The organism is Vibrio celticus (assembly GCF_024347335.1).
Lineage (GTDB): Bacteria > Pseudomonadota > Gammaproteobacteria > Enterobacterales > Vibrionaceae > Vibrio > Vibrio celticus.
Genome location: NZ_AP025463.1, coordinates 1672167 through 1685374 on the forward strand (window position 1 = coordinate 1672167; position 13208 = coordinate 1685374).

Here is a 13208-nt window from a genome sequence, read left to right on the forward strand (position 1 = left end):
GGAAAGATCATGGAAGAAAGAAGCAAAGCTTATCTTGATAGCTACCTCAACACATTGCCAGCAGACGTTGCTTCGCAATACACCTCCTTTAGTGCTGATTATTACTGTGCTGATGAATACAACGCCAACCTATGTGCTCAGTTAATTCTCAAGGGTGAAAAACAAGCGTCTTGCAGCCTTGAATATTGGTACAGCCATGAAGGCGAGATGAGACCAGTAGTTGGTCACTTGCAAGTCGTCACTGACTGGGATGGCAAGCCAGTTTGCATTGTAAAGATCACGTCGGTGTCGTCGTGCCAATACAACGAAGTGACCGCTGAATTTGCTGCCGCCGAAGGTGAGGGCGATAAATCACTTGAATGGTGGAGAGAAGCGCATTGGAATTTCTTCTCACGTGAATGTGAAGAGCTCAAGATCTCACCAAGTGAAGACATGTTACTTATGTTGGAGCGTTTCAAAGTGGTTTATCAATAAAGGGTATTTTGTATTTAGAAGATCGTGCTCCATAAACAGTAACAAGGTTGACCATAATGAGTCTAACTGTTCGAGAAGTTTTTATAGGCTCGCTTAAACATTAGATAATTCATCGTATGCAGGAGGCAAGATGACAAAGCTAATCGAATTAACAGAAGTAGTCTTATTCGACTGGGGCAATACGCTGATGGTCGATTTCCCAGACGCACAAGGGAAGATGTGTGACTGGGAAACGGTGCAAGAAGTGAGTGGTGCTCGCGCATTACTGGCTGAACTATCGAAAACTCACCAAGTCTACGTTGCCACCAATGCTGGTGATTCCAGTAAAGACGACATCATTCGTGCCTTTGAGCGTGTTGGCCTGTCCCAATATATATTGGGTTACTTTTGTAAGGCGAGCATTGGCTTTTCTAAGTTCGAGTCGGGGTTCTATCCTGCCATTATTTCTAATCTCGGTGTTGCACCACAAGACATCACCATGGTTGGCGACACCTTAGAAAAAGACATTTACCCAGCACTTGAAGCGGGTTTGCAAGCGGTGTGGTTGAACACGGAAGGAGTTGAGGTTAAGTCACAGCATCCACGTATCGTGCAAGTTAAAAGCCTAAGCGAACTGTTGGAGAAGCGCGATTAATTCTCTGATATTAAGTTCAGATAAAGCGCTTGTCTGTTCTGACGCCAATCTCTCATCTCTTTGCTGTCTAATCCTTTAAGCTAACTCTAGTTTCCACTATGAGGGCTAGGTTATGAGTATCGAACGTCACGGAATATCGGTTGGAATTGAACGTGTTAGCGGTGAAACCATCGTTGTGTTCAAAGCGAAAGGCAAACTCACACACGATGACTATCAGGCAATGATGCCAATTCTAAATACCACGCTAGAAGAACTCGATTCATCTAAACTTAAGATGCTGGTCGATATCTCAACCTTAACAGGATGGGAGTTACGTGCAGCTTGGGATGATTTTAAACTGGGATTAGAGCTCAATTCTAAGATAGACAAGATTGCTATTTTCGGCGATAAAAGCTGGCAAGAGTTCGCTTCAAAAGTCGGCAGTTGGTTTGTGTCGGGTGAGATTAAGTCATTCGAAGACCATGACTCTGCGCTTAAGTGGCTAATCGATTGATTCTATCTGCGGACAGCTAGCGAGCAATCCGTAAACAACACCTATGACAGTTGACGGGCATTGTCTCGAACGCTGTTATTTTTCGTTTTGGTTATGATATTTCCGATTCGATTCAATAGAGTATATTCATTGCAGCGTGTAACATACCCAGGCTTTGTTTGGTCGTGGCTAATAGCGCGGCCAGATTCAGTAATAACGAGAACTAAAACAGAAATAAGGTCTAACGACATGCATAAGGTAATTGATAAGCTGGCTTGGATATTCATCAAAGACGGCAAGTTGTTGATGGTGAGATCAAAAGGCAAAGAACTGTTCTATCTACCGGGTGGTAAGCGTGAAGCTGGCGAAAGTGATGAGCAAGCACTGGTTCGCGAAATCAAAGAAGAGATCTCAGTTGATTTAGTGCCTGATTCCATCAAATACGTCGAGACGTTTACAGGCCAAGCTGATGGCAAAGCGGAAGGCGTATCGGTGAAATTGACTTGTTATCTTGCCGATTATACTGGCGAACTGTCTCCAGATGCTGAAATCGAAGAGCTTAAGTTTGTTGATGGCAACGATAGAGCGGTATGCTCATTGGCGGCACTGGTTGCGCTTGATTGGTTAGAAGCGAACCAGTATTTGGCTTAAGGTTTTAGCGGCTATCAGCGAATGCTGAAAATTGATCTTCAAAAGATCATCGTTTACGAATAGCTTGAAGGGCGGCTGTCTTTCATCAACAAGTCGAGTTTCCTTTGAGCTTTCTTCGTGTCTTGTAAATCCACCACCTCAATCATTTCACACTCATCTCGTACCATCTCATTAATTAGGCTTGGGTAGTGTCGGCAATCTTCTGGTCGATCTAAGTAAATACTGCATGTGTACTTGGCTTGAGCCTTGGTGTCTTTCGTCGGAACCAGTTCCAGAAAAGGGCAGCGAGTTAAACGTTCGCCAGATTCAGGGTCAAACCATATCTCGCTTCCTCGAACATATTCAAAGATGTCTGGGTTGAACAGCTCCCACAAATCGATCTCTTCTTGAGTCGCGGCAAGGTCGCCATCTCCGTATTTGATACAGCATTTTCCGCATTGATTACAATCTTTCATTATCGACTTCATAAGTTGGTGAGCTTTTATCATTTTACCACTGATAGGCGTGGCACGTTGACTTTGTTGTTCATGGTTAAGCCGTCACGGGGTGGGAACATGGAATAGCGGCACTTAAAATCAACTTATCTATGCACCACCACTCCAACCAAAGATGTAAACAGTGATACAATTTGCGTCTCTCACGTTATTCAAGCAAAGGCATCAAAATGAGAACCGTATACACCACTGAAGGCAACATCAACGCAAAGAAACAAAAAGAGGCTTACCCAAAGCTCGCTTTATGTGACAAGTGCGTTGGTGATTACGTGGTTATCGAGCAAGGTGAACGAACTTACAAGCCTTGTGCTAAATGTGGTGCCGACGATTAATGCGCCTTGATAAATACCTATGTAAAAGCACTGACCTAACCAAGCCTGAAGCGATTGAACGCATCCATAATGGCGAGGTGAACGTAAACTGTGAGATTGTCACCGATGAATCGACTCAGGTTCATGAAAGCAACACCATCTTATTAAATGGCATGCCGCTTAAGTTACGTGAATTTCGTTACCTTTTAATGCACAAGCCTGCGGGTACTATTTGCTCCAATATCGATGAAGTTTATCCTTCACTGTTCAACTACATCGAGATAGACAAAGCATCAGAACTGCACATCGCAGGGCGCTTAGATGCCGACACCACAGGTTTAGTCTTAATTACCGATGATGGGCGCTGGTCATTCAACATCACGCTGCCAACCAAGTCATGTAAGAAGGTGTACCGCGTGACATTGTCACGAGATATCAAAGACGATGTCTCTGATAAGTTCAAAGCGGGTATTCAATTACAGGGCGAACAAAAACCGACGCGTCCGGCAGAGCTCAAAGTGATTACCAGTAAAGAAGTGCTGTTGACCATTACAGAAGGCAAGTTTCATCAAGTAAAACGAATGTTTGCTGCGGTAGGGAATCGAGTTGTTGGCCTACACCGTGAACAGATAGGTGATGTTCGTTTAGATGTTGAAGCAGGCCAGTGGCGTTATCTAACTAAAGCCGAAGTCGACTCATTTCAACAAGGCTCTGAATAAGAGCTCTGAATAAACACTGTAACCACTAAAAGCGTTAAGCGTGTCAGCACCGGAATATCAGTACTATAAGGATGTAGAATGGAAAACCTAAAAGTCTCAGAAATTAAGTCTTTCGTACCCGCGAAAGACTTCGATTTATCCAAGCGTTTTTACCAGTCAATCGGCTTCGAGCTGATGTCTGAATTTCACGATATCGCCTATCTACGACACGGCAGTTGTGCGTTCCTTCTGCAAAACTTTTATGAACCTGCGCACTGTCACAATTACATGATGCACTTGCTGGTTGAAGACGTAAAAAGTTGGTATCAACACATCCAAAACTCTAATGTAGTGTCGGAATTTGAAGTTACCATTTCCGAGGTTGTTGAACAGCCTTGGGGAATGCTTGAGTTTTGTATCACTGACCCAAGTGGTGTGCTGTGGCGTGTGGCTGAAAACATTAGGCCGAGTTAATTCATCCAACTTGCATTAAGGCCAGTGAAAACTTCAAATTATCCATCTGTTTCTTTATTTATGCCGACATGAGGCAATGATCAAATAGGTTCAAACATGGATATAAAGGCTAAAATGCACAGCCAAGACGTTTACTACTGTGACGACGTTGATTTGGTTGCTGAGCAAACTCAATGCTTAGAAGTGCTATACGATTTCAACCACACTCGCCCGAGCGAAGGTGATAAACGACAGCAGATCATGAAGCAGTTGTTCGCCGAAGTCGGTGAGGGCTGCTACATTGAACCACCATTACATGCGAACTGGGGGCGTCACACGCACCTAGGCAACAACGTATACGTGAACTTCAATCTAACTCTGGTTGACGACACAGACGTATTCATCGGCGACAACGTGATGATTGCGCCTAACGTGACCATCGCCACTGGCACACATCCCATCAGCCCAGAACTCAGGCTAAAAGCAGCGCAGTTCAATATCCCCGTTCGTATTGGCAACAACGTATGGCTTGGCGCACACACCGTCGTACTTCCCGGTGTCACCATTGGTGAAAACTCAGTAATAGGCGCAGGCAGCATCGTCACCAAAGACATCCCAGCCAATGTCGTTGCAGTCGGCAACCCATGCAAAGTGATACGCGAAATCAACGAACGCGACCGAGAGTATTACCACAAAGATCGCCGCATTCCCGATGAATTAAAGTAAGTGACTTTTCACATGCCTTAAATTAGCTGTGACATAAGCCATTGTTATGCAATGGCTTAGTTGCATATTGCTTATGTATCTTAGAAACTAGACAGAATTATTCTGGGTTTAAGTGCCGAATTTTTCTGTTCGATAGCTGTTATATGTACAGGGAGTTTTAATGAAGGGTTTTCTCAAAGGGATTTTAGCTTATCTTGTTGTGATCTCGGTAGCTCTGCTAATTTCTCGCAATTTTTTTGATTACCTATCCACAATAGACTTGGTTGACTACATTGCATATAGCGGGGTTTTACTTGTTGTATTGGCAGGCATTACATTTGATGGTAACAATCCAGCTAATCAAGACTTTTTGTCGTTAATGATTCATCGTGAACTTGTGTCCCGAACCAATGACTTTCAAGACGAAACTAATAAAGTAAGTTTTGCAGTTAATGTCGGATTGATAGGTATATTTTTACTTATTGCTAGTGGTGTAATGGCTTGGCATATAAGTAAGTAAAACATATAACGAGGCGACTAAATCTGATTCGTAAATGCGTGCCGAACTCGCTTCGCTCAAACATGGCACACATCAACTTACAGCGTAGCTAAGCGTTATGCCTCGTCATACTTCCTGAGTTAAAGTAACTATCCATATCTACTCTTAATAGTTTGTTTAGGTTCACGGTGCCTTTCTTAACTATTTGCTAGAGTGACATTTCAATGAGCATGGAGGTTTTGTAATGGGAACTGTAATCGGCTTGGTGATTTTAGCTGCTATAGATTGGTATCTTTTTCGTAAAACAGGGCTTCATATTCATAAATGGATCTCTAAAAAGTATGCCGCGTATCTGTCAGGTAAGGGAAACAAAAACTAGCCTTTTCTTATTAAGTCATCGGTATAAAAAACGTTATCTGCTATTCATTTTACACACATTGCAAAGATTGGAGGATTCATGAAAGGTAAAGGAAAGTGCCTATGTGGCTCGGTTGAGTTGGAAGTAGAGTACGCCAGTAATGAATTGGGGGCTTGTCATTGTAGTATGTGTAGAAATTGGTCTGGCGGTCCGATGTTAGTCATTGATTGCTCTGATTCCGTCAAAATATCAGGTGAATCAAATGTAGTGAGATATAAGTCATCAGATTGGGCTGAGAGGGGGTTCTGCGGTAAATGTGGTACTCACTTGTTTTACTTTTTAGTGCCAAATAATCAGTATCATCTTCCTATCGGATTATTGATGTCTGGGAATGACTACAAATTAACTCATCAGATATTCATCGATGAGAAGCCCGAATACTATGAATTTAAAAATGAAACGCACAATATGACTGGTGCAGAAGTATTTGCCCACTTTGAAAGTGGAGAGTAATCACTTGGTTTACGGTGCGACGGTTTAGTTTTGGTGGTTCGTCGTTGCTCAGCGTGAACTTATTTCTGTTGGGCAATGTACGATTCGTGATTAGATAAAAAGAGAACTATGAAAATAACGACACTGGTTGATAACTCTCGACTGGATAACGGGACAGACTTAACCTTTGAGCGCGATGTTCTGGCTTAGAAGTAAAGCTAGGGCTTCATGTATGCAAAGTTCAGGGAAAGAATGAAAGTATTGATTGCAGGGGCTAGCGGGTACATTGGCCGTCACGTTACATCGCTATTCGCAAAAAGTGACTTTGAAGTCTTTACATACGGTAGAGACAAAATCGTCACACCTCTTACAGTCGGGTTGATAGAAAATAGGTCCGATTTTGAAGGCTACTTTGATGTGGTTGTGAATTGCGCGCGTCCACATTGGTCACAATTCTCAGCAGATGAAATTGCAGATGTGGAGCAAAGGTTGCTATCTGAGTTAGACCTACTTGCCGCTAGAAATGCAACAAAGATACATACATCGGGTGTTTGGCTCTTTGGAAACGCCTCTAGCGCTGATTTGAGTCAATTTAGGTTGAAACCCTTGGAAGCCGTTAGATTAGATGTAGAAACAATACAGAGCGCTATTAGAAACAGGTGGCACGTCGTTTACTGTCCTAGTTTGGTTTATGGCGGTGAGAACTGTCAGTTAAAGCGAATTGTCGAATCTTTCGCTAGCCAAACGATCCAAGTAGGTATGCCGTCTATAGGATTTAACCAATATGTTCATGTCTATGACATTGCACGGTTCTATTTACTTTTGGCGCAAGGCCGAACCTTAGAAAAGCAGCATTTTATTGCAGAGATTCAAGGTTATAGTCCTGCAGAATTCGCTCAACTCTTATTGGCCGCCAAAGCTGTAACAAAAGTGAGAAAGATCAGTTGGGAAGAGTTTGAGTCAGAAAATGGCTCTATGGCCGTTGGTATTGAACAACTGAATCTAAAACTACCAATTAGTTCTTCGTTTGAGCCTGTCGAGTTAGTTGAAGACTACATAAAACGAAGTATCCAAATGTGATTCTCAACATTTGGTATTTAACTCGGCTTGACGTTAGTGGTAAGTTTGAGCGCAATCTCGGCATTGTTAGTCACTTAGCTGTTCGTTTGTCACTTGGTAAGAATTAAGGAGTTTTAAGTGAGTCAGGAAGTAAGAGTAGGTATCGCTGCGGTTATTCTACGTGAAGGGCGAGTGTTACTTGGAGAACGAATTGGTTCTCACGGAGCTCATACGTGGGCAACGCCGGGCGGACACCTTGAATGGGGTGAGAGCATTGAAGAGTGTGCCAAACGTGAAACACTTGAAGAGACTGGCCTAGTTGTTAGTGGATTTGAAAAGCTCTCTTTTACCAATGATATTTTTGAGAAAGAGAACAAGCACTATATAACGCTGTTTGTTGTTGCTTCTGACGTTAGCGGTGAACCACAGGTGACAGAGCCTGATAAATGTAAGCAATGGAAATGGTTTAAGCTAGATGAGTTACCTGAGCCATTGTTTCTTCCTCTGACGAATCTGTTGAGCGATCCGGTTACCCTTGGGAAGCTAGCGCCGTAAACGTGAACGATTGGAGGGCATATCAATGAGAGCACCTTTTCAAGTTTTAGTCTTTCCCTATCAAATAGTCGACACCAAACCTCGGTTTTTAATCGTACGCAGAAGTGACAATAGTGTATGGCAGGCAATATCCGGTGGTGGCGAAAATGATGAATCAATTCTTGAAGCAGCAAAACGAGAGCTTTCTGAAGAAACTCAGTTAGTCGGTGATAACTGGCAGCAGCTTGATTCAATGTGCATGCTTCCAAAAGTCTTTTATGCAGGGAATCACAATTGGACTGAGCATCCATTCGTCATTCCTGAGCATTCCTTCTCAGTTAAAGTCACAGAAGATCCTGAACTATCAAGTGAACACACAGATTACCGTTGGTGCGACTACCAAGAAGCTATTGAACTTCTAACATATGACTCGAACAGAAACGCGCTTTGGGAGATTGACGAAAGGCTTTACAAAGCTAGCTAAAGTACACAGATTAATTAACTCTATATTAGAGTGGAAATCCTGATTAGATTCTTACTAATCTCTCGCTATTTAGTGAATAGGTAAATCATGACATTACGAGTAGTTCCAGAGCTTTATTGTTTCGATATTAATGTGAGCAAATCCTTCTTTGTCGATGTGTTGGGATTTGAAGTGAAATACGAGCGCCCAGATGAAGAGTTTGTTTATCTAACGCTTGATGGTGTTGATGTGATGCTTGAAGGGATTGCGGGCAAAAGTCGAAAATGGCTTTCAGGTGATCTGGAGTTTCCGTTAGGGCGTGGTGTTAACTTCCAATGGGATGTTATCGACATCGAACCTCTATATCAGAGAGTTAACGAAAGCGCCGCTGATTCTATTTACTTAGCGTTAGAGTCGAAGTCTTATCAATGTGGTGATTCGATCGCGACTCAGAAGCAGTTCATCGTTCAAACTCCAGACGGTTATCTCTTTAGGTTCTGCCAAGATATTCATTAAATCATGACCTTGTGGTTGAATACCAAATACTGGTCTCTGTTCTGCATTATTGGATGGACCAAACGTATTAACTGAGTACTAAGGTTGCATTGCTCACGCCCCAGTAATGCGTTATACAAATACGGTAATTAAGAATGAATGAGGATATGTAGTGAGCCATTTACCAGACGAAAGCCAAAAACGATTCATAGCGGTTTTAAGCAAAAAGATGGATTTAGGAAGAACATTGAACGTGCTAGGGCACTTGAGCGTTGGCCTATCTAATCAATTAGAAAGTGACGAGACTTGCTACGTTGACTATGAAGACTTGGATGGCAATGTTCACCCAAACCTATCTCACTATCCTTTCATCGTGCTGAAAGCAGACAACTCAAATAAGCTTAGAAAAGTGCGCGAAGAAGCGTTCAGTCGCGGTATTAAATTTACTGATTTTACGAGCTCAATGATCGAAGGTGGTTCTGCTGAACAGCAGCAACGAACCAAAGAAATCAAAGAAGAAGATCTTGAGTATCTTGGTGTATGCCTGTTTGGTGACACGGATATTCTACGTGAGTTTACAAAGAAGTTTAGCTTGTATAAGTAACTCACTTTAGTGGTCTAGCTATCTGCTAGTAAGTACACCGAACATGTTACATAAGCCGTTAATCCAGAGATAGGAAGTCAATGGAATACCAATTAGATATTGAGCCTTCCGATGAAGACATCAATGAAGTCCGAGGCGGGTTAATCAAACACAACACACCGTTTCTGGAAGGGATCCCCAAGTCTCAAGTTGCGTACTACGCGATGGAGGAAGGCAACAAAGTCGGTGGCATTATTGCTGATCTTTGGGGAAACTGGTTACTGATTAAGTTTCTCTGGGTCGATGATTCGATGAGAGGAAAGCAAGTAGGTAGTGCGCTGCTTGAACTTATTGAAGAGTATGCGCAGTCTCAAGGTTGTACGTCGTCATTGGTCGATACATTAAGTTTCCAAGCTAAGCCTTTCTATGAGAAACGAGGGTATGAATGCCAGATGGTGTTAGAAAATTACCCTGTAGATTCCACGCTATCGTTTCTCACCAAGTCGCTCGTCAAAAAGTAGCAAATAAAGACCCCGTATATACAAGGAGAGAAGAGTGGTCAAAATTCGGGAAATGGCAATTTCAGACTACGACTCAGTGATCGCGCTGTGGTCCCAGACAGAAGGCATGAGTATTCGCGATGCCGATTCGAAAGAAAGCATTGCGAGCTATTTAGAGCGTAACCCCGGTCTGAGTTTTGTGGCTGAAAGTAACAACGAGATCATTGGCGCTGTGTTGGTCGGAACGGATGGACGTCGTGGGTATTTACAACATTTAGCTGTCTCGGGCAACTTCAGAAGGCAAAAGCTAGGTTGTAAGCTTGTCGCAGAGGCGGTCAACGCACTTGCAGGGTTAGGTATCCCTAAAACTCACTTGTTTGTCTATAACGACAACATCAACGCTCAACAGTTTTACGAAAAGTTGGGCTGGTTTCCTCGAGATGAAGTTCGAATGTACTCGTTTAATAGCTCGGATAATAGTAACGTTTAGCCTTAAAGGTTCGCGCTGGCTGAGCTTGAATTTGTAACAGATTCGCGCCCATCTTTCCAATATCAAAACAATCCTTGGAGTATTTAGAAATGTTGTTTTCTAGTCTGTCTAAACCATCGGTTCATGGCTCCGAGTTATGTTCTGAGCTGCTCAATTTCTTCACCGAGCATAAGAGTGATTTCGAAGAAAAGTTAATCCCAGACCTGTCATACATCGATGATATGGCACATGTGGTGAACGGTATCAAAATCAAAGACGTTCTACACATCAATGCGAATCAATACCGACTTCAATATTCGTTTGATTGGGAGTTGTTTCTAGGTTGTTCAGATAGGAACGAAACCGGTGTAGAGAATGGAAGTGTTCTATTCACTCTTGAGGACGATAACGTTCTTAATATCAACTTCCCAAACTACGGTTCTCGAGACACTAGCGATGAGCTCTAGTCGGTTTTTCGTGCGTGTTATACAGAAGGAACAACAATGATAACTATCGAAAGGCTTGAAGAATCACATGTGGCGTTAGTTCAGGCCATCCAACTCGCCGATGAACAGGTTAAGTTCGCTGGCACAGCTGCGGAGTTTTTATTAGACGGCAGTGAAACGACGCACTTGCACGTGATTCAGTCTGATAACGAAGTTGTGGGTTTCTTTAAGCTGGATATCGCTTACGCAGAGCACTACGAATTCTGCCCAGAAGGAAGCATTGGCTTAAGAGCTTTTGTGCTTGATAAAAACCAGCAAGGTAAAGGTTTAGGAACTGGCACGGTCAAAGTTTTGTTTCCATATTTAAAAGCGAATTACTCAGCATATGAGTCGATTTACTTAACTGTGAATTGCAAAAATCCGGCAGCATTCAACTGTTATAAGAAAGGCGGCTTCGAAGATACCATTGAGCAGTATTTAGGTAGCGCAGCAGGCCCGCAATTTATCATGCGCGGTCAAATTGCTTAGTAATATGAAACCGACTAATTATTTGATGAGAAACACCTGCACAGCTGTATGCAGATTGAGAGTCTTAAAGAACACGAGAAGGAAATTTGATGAAGGTTCAATATCTTGAAGTGGTTACCCCAGAAGTCGATGCTGTTTGTGCAACATACGCTCAGCTCTACAACGTGAAATTCAGTGGTGCAGATGTGAATCTTGGTGGGGCGCGCACTGCAAAGCTATCTAATGGTGGGGTAATAGGCATTCGAGCACCGCTTCGCGAAACTGAAGAACCAACTGTTCGACACTACACGCTGGTTGATGATATTCAGTCTGCAGTAACTGCTGCCGAGAAACTAGGCGCCGAAGTCGCGGTGCCGCCAATGGAGTTACCACGTCACGGCATGTGTGCCATTGTTATTCAAGGTGGCGTCGAGCTCGGATTCTGGGAGTTATAGGTGATGAATAGCCTTTAGATTGTGAAGGACGAGATACTACGATTTATGATACGACGCCTAGTGTCTTTCCCAGCTTCATGGCATCATTCCACGCAGCTAAAATCCCAACAAGGTATGTTATGAAACAGAATATTGTCCATATTGCACTCGTGGTAAAAGACTACGATGAAGCGCTTGATTTCTATGTAAATAAGCTTAATTTTGATCTCATCGAAGACACGTATCTGCCAGAAGAAGATAAGCGCTGGGTTGTTGTTGCTCCACCAAATTCAACTGGTGTGAGCCTGTTACTTGCTAGAGCTTCCAAGCCAGAGCAACTTGATTTCATCGGCAACCAAGCTGGTGGACGCGTATTCCTATTCTTAAACACCGATGACTTCTGGCGTGATTACGAACGCATGACGTCTTTGGGCATTAACTTTGTCCGAGAGCCTAAAGAGCAAGGTTACGGTACCGTTGCTGTGTTTGAAGATCTTTACGGTAACTTGTGGGATCTGCTTCAGCTAAACCCTGAACACCCTATGGCTAACAGGTAGAAAAGCTTAGCCCACAACCATCGGGCGTTGCGTATTACAAAATATCGGTTCATTGGGAGTAACGCTTCTTTGTCGCTAAGTTAACCCTCCGCACCGCTGAATCATCAACTTAAGTTAAGGAAGCTCATCGTGGAAGAAATCAAAGGCATTCTCCAATTTATGGTAGAAATTGAACAATTAAAGGATGTTCATCGACAAACAAAACCAGTTGGATTGGAGCGATATGAAAACTCGGCCGAGCACAGTTGGCACGTTTGTTTGAGCGCACTCATGTTGAAAGACTATGCCAATGAAGAGATCGATATTACGCGAGTGATGAAGATGTTGTTGATTCATGATCTTGGGGAAATCGATGCCGGAGATACCATCATTTATGCCAGTGAAACCGCAGAAAACAAGCTCAAAGAGAGAAACTGCGTTGAGCGCTTACTGAAATCATTACCGAGCCATTCAAGAAGCGAGTATTTGGATTTATGGCTTGAGTTCGAAGCGGGCGAGTCACCGGAAGCTAGATTTGGTAAGGCGATCGATAGAGTGCCGCCTTTGCTTCATAACATCCATGGTGGTGGTCACAGCTGGAAGAAGCACAACATATCCAAAGACAAAGTACTCACCTTCAATGGCGAGCGTATTTCTAAAGGCAGTCGTGCTCTATGGAAAGAGCTAGAAGTGCAACTTGAAGGGGCTGCGGGCAAAGGGTTATTAAAGTAAAAGTTAATTTCATACCTTAGCGTAACAATAGCTTTAGCGGTTCATTGAGGGATATCTCGATGGAAAATGATTCAAGATGCATGGCACTAATCTTGTGTCTCATTTCTTTCTAATAAAACTCTAGTGTCGAGTAGACGACACTTGTTACCAAGTGCCGCCCCTCTAAGAACCGTACGTGCAACTTTCACTGCATACGGCTCAAGCCTCCA

Annotated in this window: 23 protein-coding genes; 22 read left to right on the forward strand and 1 reads right to left on the reverse strand. The window is 43.1% G+C overall.

Annotated elements, in window-relative coordinates; all coding sequences use genetic code 11:
* Positions 1–9: 9 nt before the first annotated feature.
* The 4 genes from OCV19_RS07715 (at position 10) to OCV19_RS07730 (ending at position 2231) form a co-directional block, all read left to right on the forward strand.
* Positions 10–474, forward strand: coding sequence for an ASCH domain-containing protein (locus OCV19_RS07715; protein WP_065675203.1), 465 nt, complete (start codon positions 10–12; stop codon positions 472–474).
* A 130-nt stretch (positions 475–604) separates the two neighbouring features.
* Positions 605–1108 carry an HAD family hydrolase gene (locus OCV19_RS07720; RefSeq protein ID WP_065675204.1) on the forward strand — a complete coding sequence of 168 codons (504 nt, stop codon included), beginning with the start codon at positions 605–607 and terminating at the stop codon, positions 1106–1108.
* A gap of 112 nt (positions 1109–1220) precedes the next feature.
* Positions 1221–1601: a SpoIIAA family protein gene (locus OCV19_RS07725; RefSeq protein WP_065675205.1), complete on the forward strand. Its 381-nt coding sequence runs from the start codon at positions 1221–1223 to the stop codon at positions 1599–1601.
* 228 nt (positions 1602–1829) lie between these two features.
* On the forward strand, positions 1830–2231 hold the full coding sequence (locus tag OCV19_RS07730) for an NUDIX hydrolase (RefSeq protein WP_065675206.1): 402 nt from the start codon (positions 1830–1832) through the stop codon (positions 2229–2231).
* A gap of 53 nt (positions 2232–2284) precedes the next feature.
* Here OCV19_RS07730 and OCV19_RS07735 read toward each other — a convergent pair whose 3' ends face one another.
* On the reverse strand, positions 2285–2686 hold the full coding sequence (locus OCV19_RS07735; protein WP_017065706.1) for a YkgJ family cysteine cluster protein: 402 nt from the start codon (positions 2684–2686) through the stop codon (positions 2285–2287).
* A gap of 209 nt (positions 2687–2895) precedes the next feature.
* Between OCV19_RS07735 and OCV19_RS07740 the strand changes: the two genes are divergently transcribed.
* The 18 genes from OCV19_RS07740 to OCV19_RS07825 all read left to right on the forward strand — a co-directional run bounded on the left by OCV19_RS07740 (position 2896) and on the right by OCV19_RS07825 (position 12999).
* Positions 2896–3057 (forward strand): hypothetical protein, encoded by a 162-nt coding sequence (locus OCV19_RS07740; protein ID WP_017059212.1) that lies wholly within the window; start codon positions 2896–2898, stop codon positions 3055–3057.
* A complete protein-coding gene (locus tag OCV19_RS07745) occupies positions 3057–3755 on the forward strand; it encodes a pseudouridine synthase (RefSeq protein ID WP_065675207.1) in 699 nt (232 codons plus the stop codon). Before OCV19_RS07740 ends, OCV19_RS07745 begins: the two co-directional genes overlap by 1 nt.
* A 78-nt stretch (positions 3756–3833) precedes the next feature.
* Entirely contained in the window at positions 3834–4208 is a 375-nt protein-coding gene (locus tag OCV19_RS07750; RefSeq protein WP_065675208.1) for a VOC family protein, read from the forward strand.
* Positions 4209–4304: 96 nt separating this feature from the next.
* Positions 4305–4913 carry a sugar O-acetyltransferase gene (locus tag OCV19_RS07755; RefSeq protein WP_065675209.1) on the forward strand — a complete coding sequence of 203 codons (609 nt, stop codon included), beginning with the start codon at positions 4305–4307 and terminating at the stop codon, positions 4911–4913.
* Positions 4914–5073: 160 nt separating this feature from the next.
* Positions 5074–5412, forward strand: a complete 339-nt coding sequence (locus tag OCV19_RS07760) for a hypothetical protein (protein WP_017083582.1) — start codon at positions 5074–5076, stop codon at positions 5410–5412.
* A gap of 436 nt (positions 5413–5848) precedes the next feature.
* Positions 5849–6262, forward strand: coding sequence for a GFA family protein (locus tag OCV19_RS07765; protein WP_065675210.1), 414 nt, complete (start codon positions 5849–5851; stop codon positions 6260–6262).
* A 231-nt stretch (positions 6263–6493) separates the two neighbouring features.
* Positions 6494–7321, forward strand: coding sequence for an NAD-dependent epimerase/dehydratase family protein (locus OCV19_RS07770; protein ID WP_065675223.1), 828 nt, complete (start codon positions 6494–6496; stop codon positions 7319–7321).
* A 117-nt stretch (positions 7322–7438) separates the two neighbouring features.
* Positions 7439–7855: a nucleotide triphosphate diphosphatase NUDT15 gene (locus OCV19_RS07775; protein WP_065675211.1), complete on the forward strand. Its 417-nt coding sequence runs from the start codon at positions 7439–7441 to the stop codon at positions 7853–7855.
* Between the two features lie 25 nt (positions 7856–7880).
* On the forward strand, positions 7881–8318 hold the full coding sequence (locus OCV19_RS07780) for an NUDIX hydrolase (RefSeq protein WP_065675212.1): 438 nt from the start codon (positions 7881–7883) through the stop codon (positions 8316–8318).
* An 87-nt stretch (positions 8319–8405) separates the two neighbouring features.
* Entirely contained in the window at positions 8406–8813 is a 408-nt protein-coding gene (locus tag OCV19_RS07785; protein WP_017087131.1) for a bleomycin resistance protein, read from the forward strand.
* Between the two features lie 151 nt (positions 8814–8964).
* Complete coding sequence (locus OCV19_RS07790) at positions 8965–9396, forward strand: DUF2000 domain-containing protein (RefSeq protein WP_065675213.1); 432 nt, start codon at positions 8965–8967, stop codon at positions 9394–9396.
* Positions 9397–9476: 80 nt separating this feature from the next.
* Complete coding sequence (locus OCV19_RS07795) at positions 9477–9896, forward strand: GNAT family N-acetyltransferase (protein WP_065675214.1); 420 nt, start codon at positions 9477–9479, stop codon at positions 9894–9896.
* 34 nt (positions 9897–9930) lie between these two features.
* Positions 9931–10365: a GNAT family N-acetyltransferase gene (locus tag OCV19_RS07800; RefSeq protein WP_065675215.1), complete on the forward strand. Its 435-nt coding sequence runs from the start codon at positions 9931–9933 to the stop codon at positions 10363–10365.
* A gap of 89 nt (positions 10366–10454) precedes the next feature.
* A complete protein-coding gene (locus OCV19_RS07805) occupies positions 10455–10811 on the forward strand; it encodes a hypothetical protein (protein ID WP_065675216.1) in 357 nt (118 codons plus the stop codon).
* Positions 10812–10847: 36 nt separating this feature from the next.
* The gene (locus OCV19_RS07810; protein WP_065675217.1) at positions 10848–11318 is read left to right on the forward strand and encodes a GNAT family N-acetyltransferase; all 471 of its coding nucleotides are present in this window, start codon (positions 10848–10850) and stop codon (positions 11316–11318) included.
* A gap of 89 nt (positions 11319–11407) precedes the next feature.
* Positions 11408–11752 (forward strand): VOC family protein, encoded by a 345-nt coding sequence (locus tag OCV19_RS07815; RefSeq protein ID WP_065675218.1) that lies wholly within the window; start codon positions 11408–11410, stop codon positions 11750–11752.
* A gap of 119 nt (positions 11753–11871) precedes the next feature.
* Entirely contained in the window at positions 11872–12288 is a 417-nt protein-coding gene (locus OCV19_RS07820; protein ID WP_065675219.1) for a VOC family protein, read from the forward strand.
* 129 nt (positions 12289–12417) lie between these two features.
* Positions 12418–12999 (forward strand): HD domain-containing protein, encoded by a 582-nt coding sequence (locus OCV19_RS07825; RefSeq protein WP_065675220.1) that lies wholly within the window; start codon positions 12418–12420, stop codon positions 12997–12999.
* Positions 13000–13208 lie beyond the last annotated feature (209 nt).

What these genes read in the sequence shown, in the direction of transcription:
- OCV19_RS07715 (WP_065675203.1), top strand. Translation starts at nt 10, where the DNA reads ATGGAAGAAAGAAGCAAAGCTTATCTTGATAGCTACCTCAACACATTG.
- OCV19_RS07720 (WP_065675204.1), top strand. Translation starts at nt 605, where the DNA reads ATGACAAAGCTAATCGAATTAACAGAAGTAGTCTTATTCGACTGGGGC.
- OCV19_RS07725 (WP_065675205.1), top strand. Translation starts at nt 1,221, where the DNA reads ATGAGTATCGAACGTCACGGAATATCGGTTGGAATTGAACGTGTTAGC.
- OCV19_RS07730 (WP_065675206.1), top strand. Translation starts at nt 1,830, where the DNA reads ATGCATAAGGTAATTGATAAGCTGGCTTGGATATTCATCAAAGACGGC.
- OCV19_RS07735 (WP_017065706.1), bottom strand. Translation starts at nt 2,686, where the DNA reads ATGAAAGATTGTAATCAATGCGGAAAATGCTGTATCAAATACGGAGAT.
- OCV19_RS07740 (WP_017059212.1), top strand. Translation starts at nt 2,896, where the DNA reads ATGAGAACCGTATACACCACTGAAGGCAACATCAACGCAAAGAAACAA.
- OCV19_RS07745 (WP_065675207.1), top strand. Translation starts at nt 3,057, where the DNA reads ATGCGCCTTGATAAATACCTATGTAAAAGCACTGACCTAACCAAGCCT.
- OCV19_RS07750 (WP_065675208.1), top strand. Translation starts at nt 3,834, where the DNA reads ATGGAAAACCTAAAAGTCTCAGAAATTAAGTCTTTCGTACCCGCGAAA.
- OCV19_RS07755 (WP_065675209.1), top strand. Translation starts at nt 4,305, where the DNA reads ATGGATATAAAGGCTAAAATGCACAGCCAAGACGTTTACTACTGTGAC.
- OCV19_RS07760 (WP_017083582.1), top strand. Translation starts at nt 5,074, where the DNA reads ATGAAGGGTTTTCTCAAAGGGATTTTAGCTTATCTTGTTGTGATCTCG.
- OCV19_RS07765 (WP_065675210.1), top strand. Translation starts at nt 5,849, where the DNA reads ATGAAAGGTAAAGGAAAGTGCCTATGTGGCTCGGTTGAGTTGGAAGTA.
- OCV19_RS07770 (WP_065675223.1), top strand. Translation starts at nt 6,494, where the DNA reads ATGAAAGTATTGATTGCAGGGGCTAGCGGGTACATTGGCCGTCACGTT.
- OCV19_RS07780 (WP_065675212.1), top strand. Translation starts at nt 7,881, where the DNA reads ATGAGAGCACCTTTTCAAGTTTTAGTCTTTCCCTATCAAATAGTCGAC.
- OCV19_RS07785 (WP_017087131.1), top strand. Translation starts at nt 8,406, where the DNA reads ATGACATTACGAGTAGTTCCAGAGCTTTATTGTTTCGATATTAATGTG.
- OCV19_RS07795 (WP_065675214.1), top strand. Translation starts at nt 9,477, where the DNA reads ATGGAATACCAATTAGATATTGAGCCTTCCGATGAAGACATCAATGAA.
- OCV19_RS07805 (WP_065675216.1), top strand. Translation starts at nt 10,455, where the DNA reads ATGTTGTTTTCTAGTCTGTCTAAACCATCGGTTCATGGCTCCGAGTTA.
- OCV19_RS07810 (WP_065675217.1), top strand. Translation starts at nt 10,848, where the DNA reads ATGATAACTATCGAAAGGCTTGAAGAATCACATGTGGCGTTAGTTCAG.
- OCV19_RS07815 (WP_065675218.1), top strand. Translation starts at nt 11,408, where the DNA reads ATGAAGGTTCAATATCTTGAAGTGGTTACCCCAGAAGTCGATGCTGTT.
- OCV19_RS07820 (WP_065675219.1), top strand. Translation starts at nt 11,872, where the DNA reads ATGAAACAGAATATTGTCCATATTGCACTCGTGGTAAAAGACTACGAT.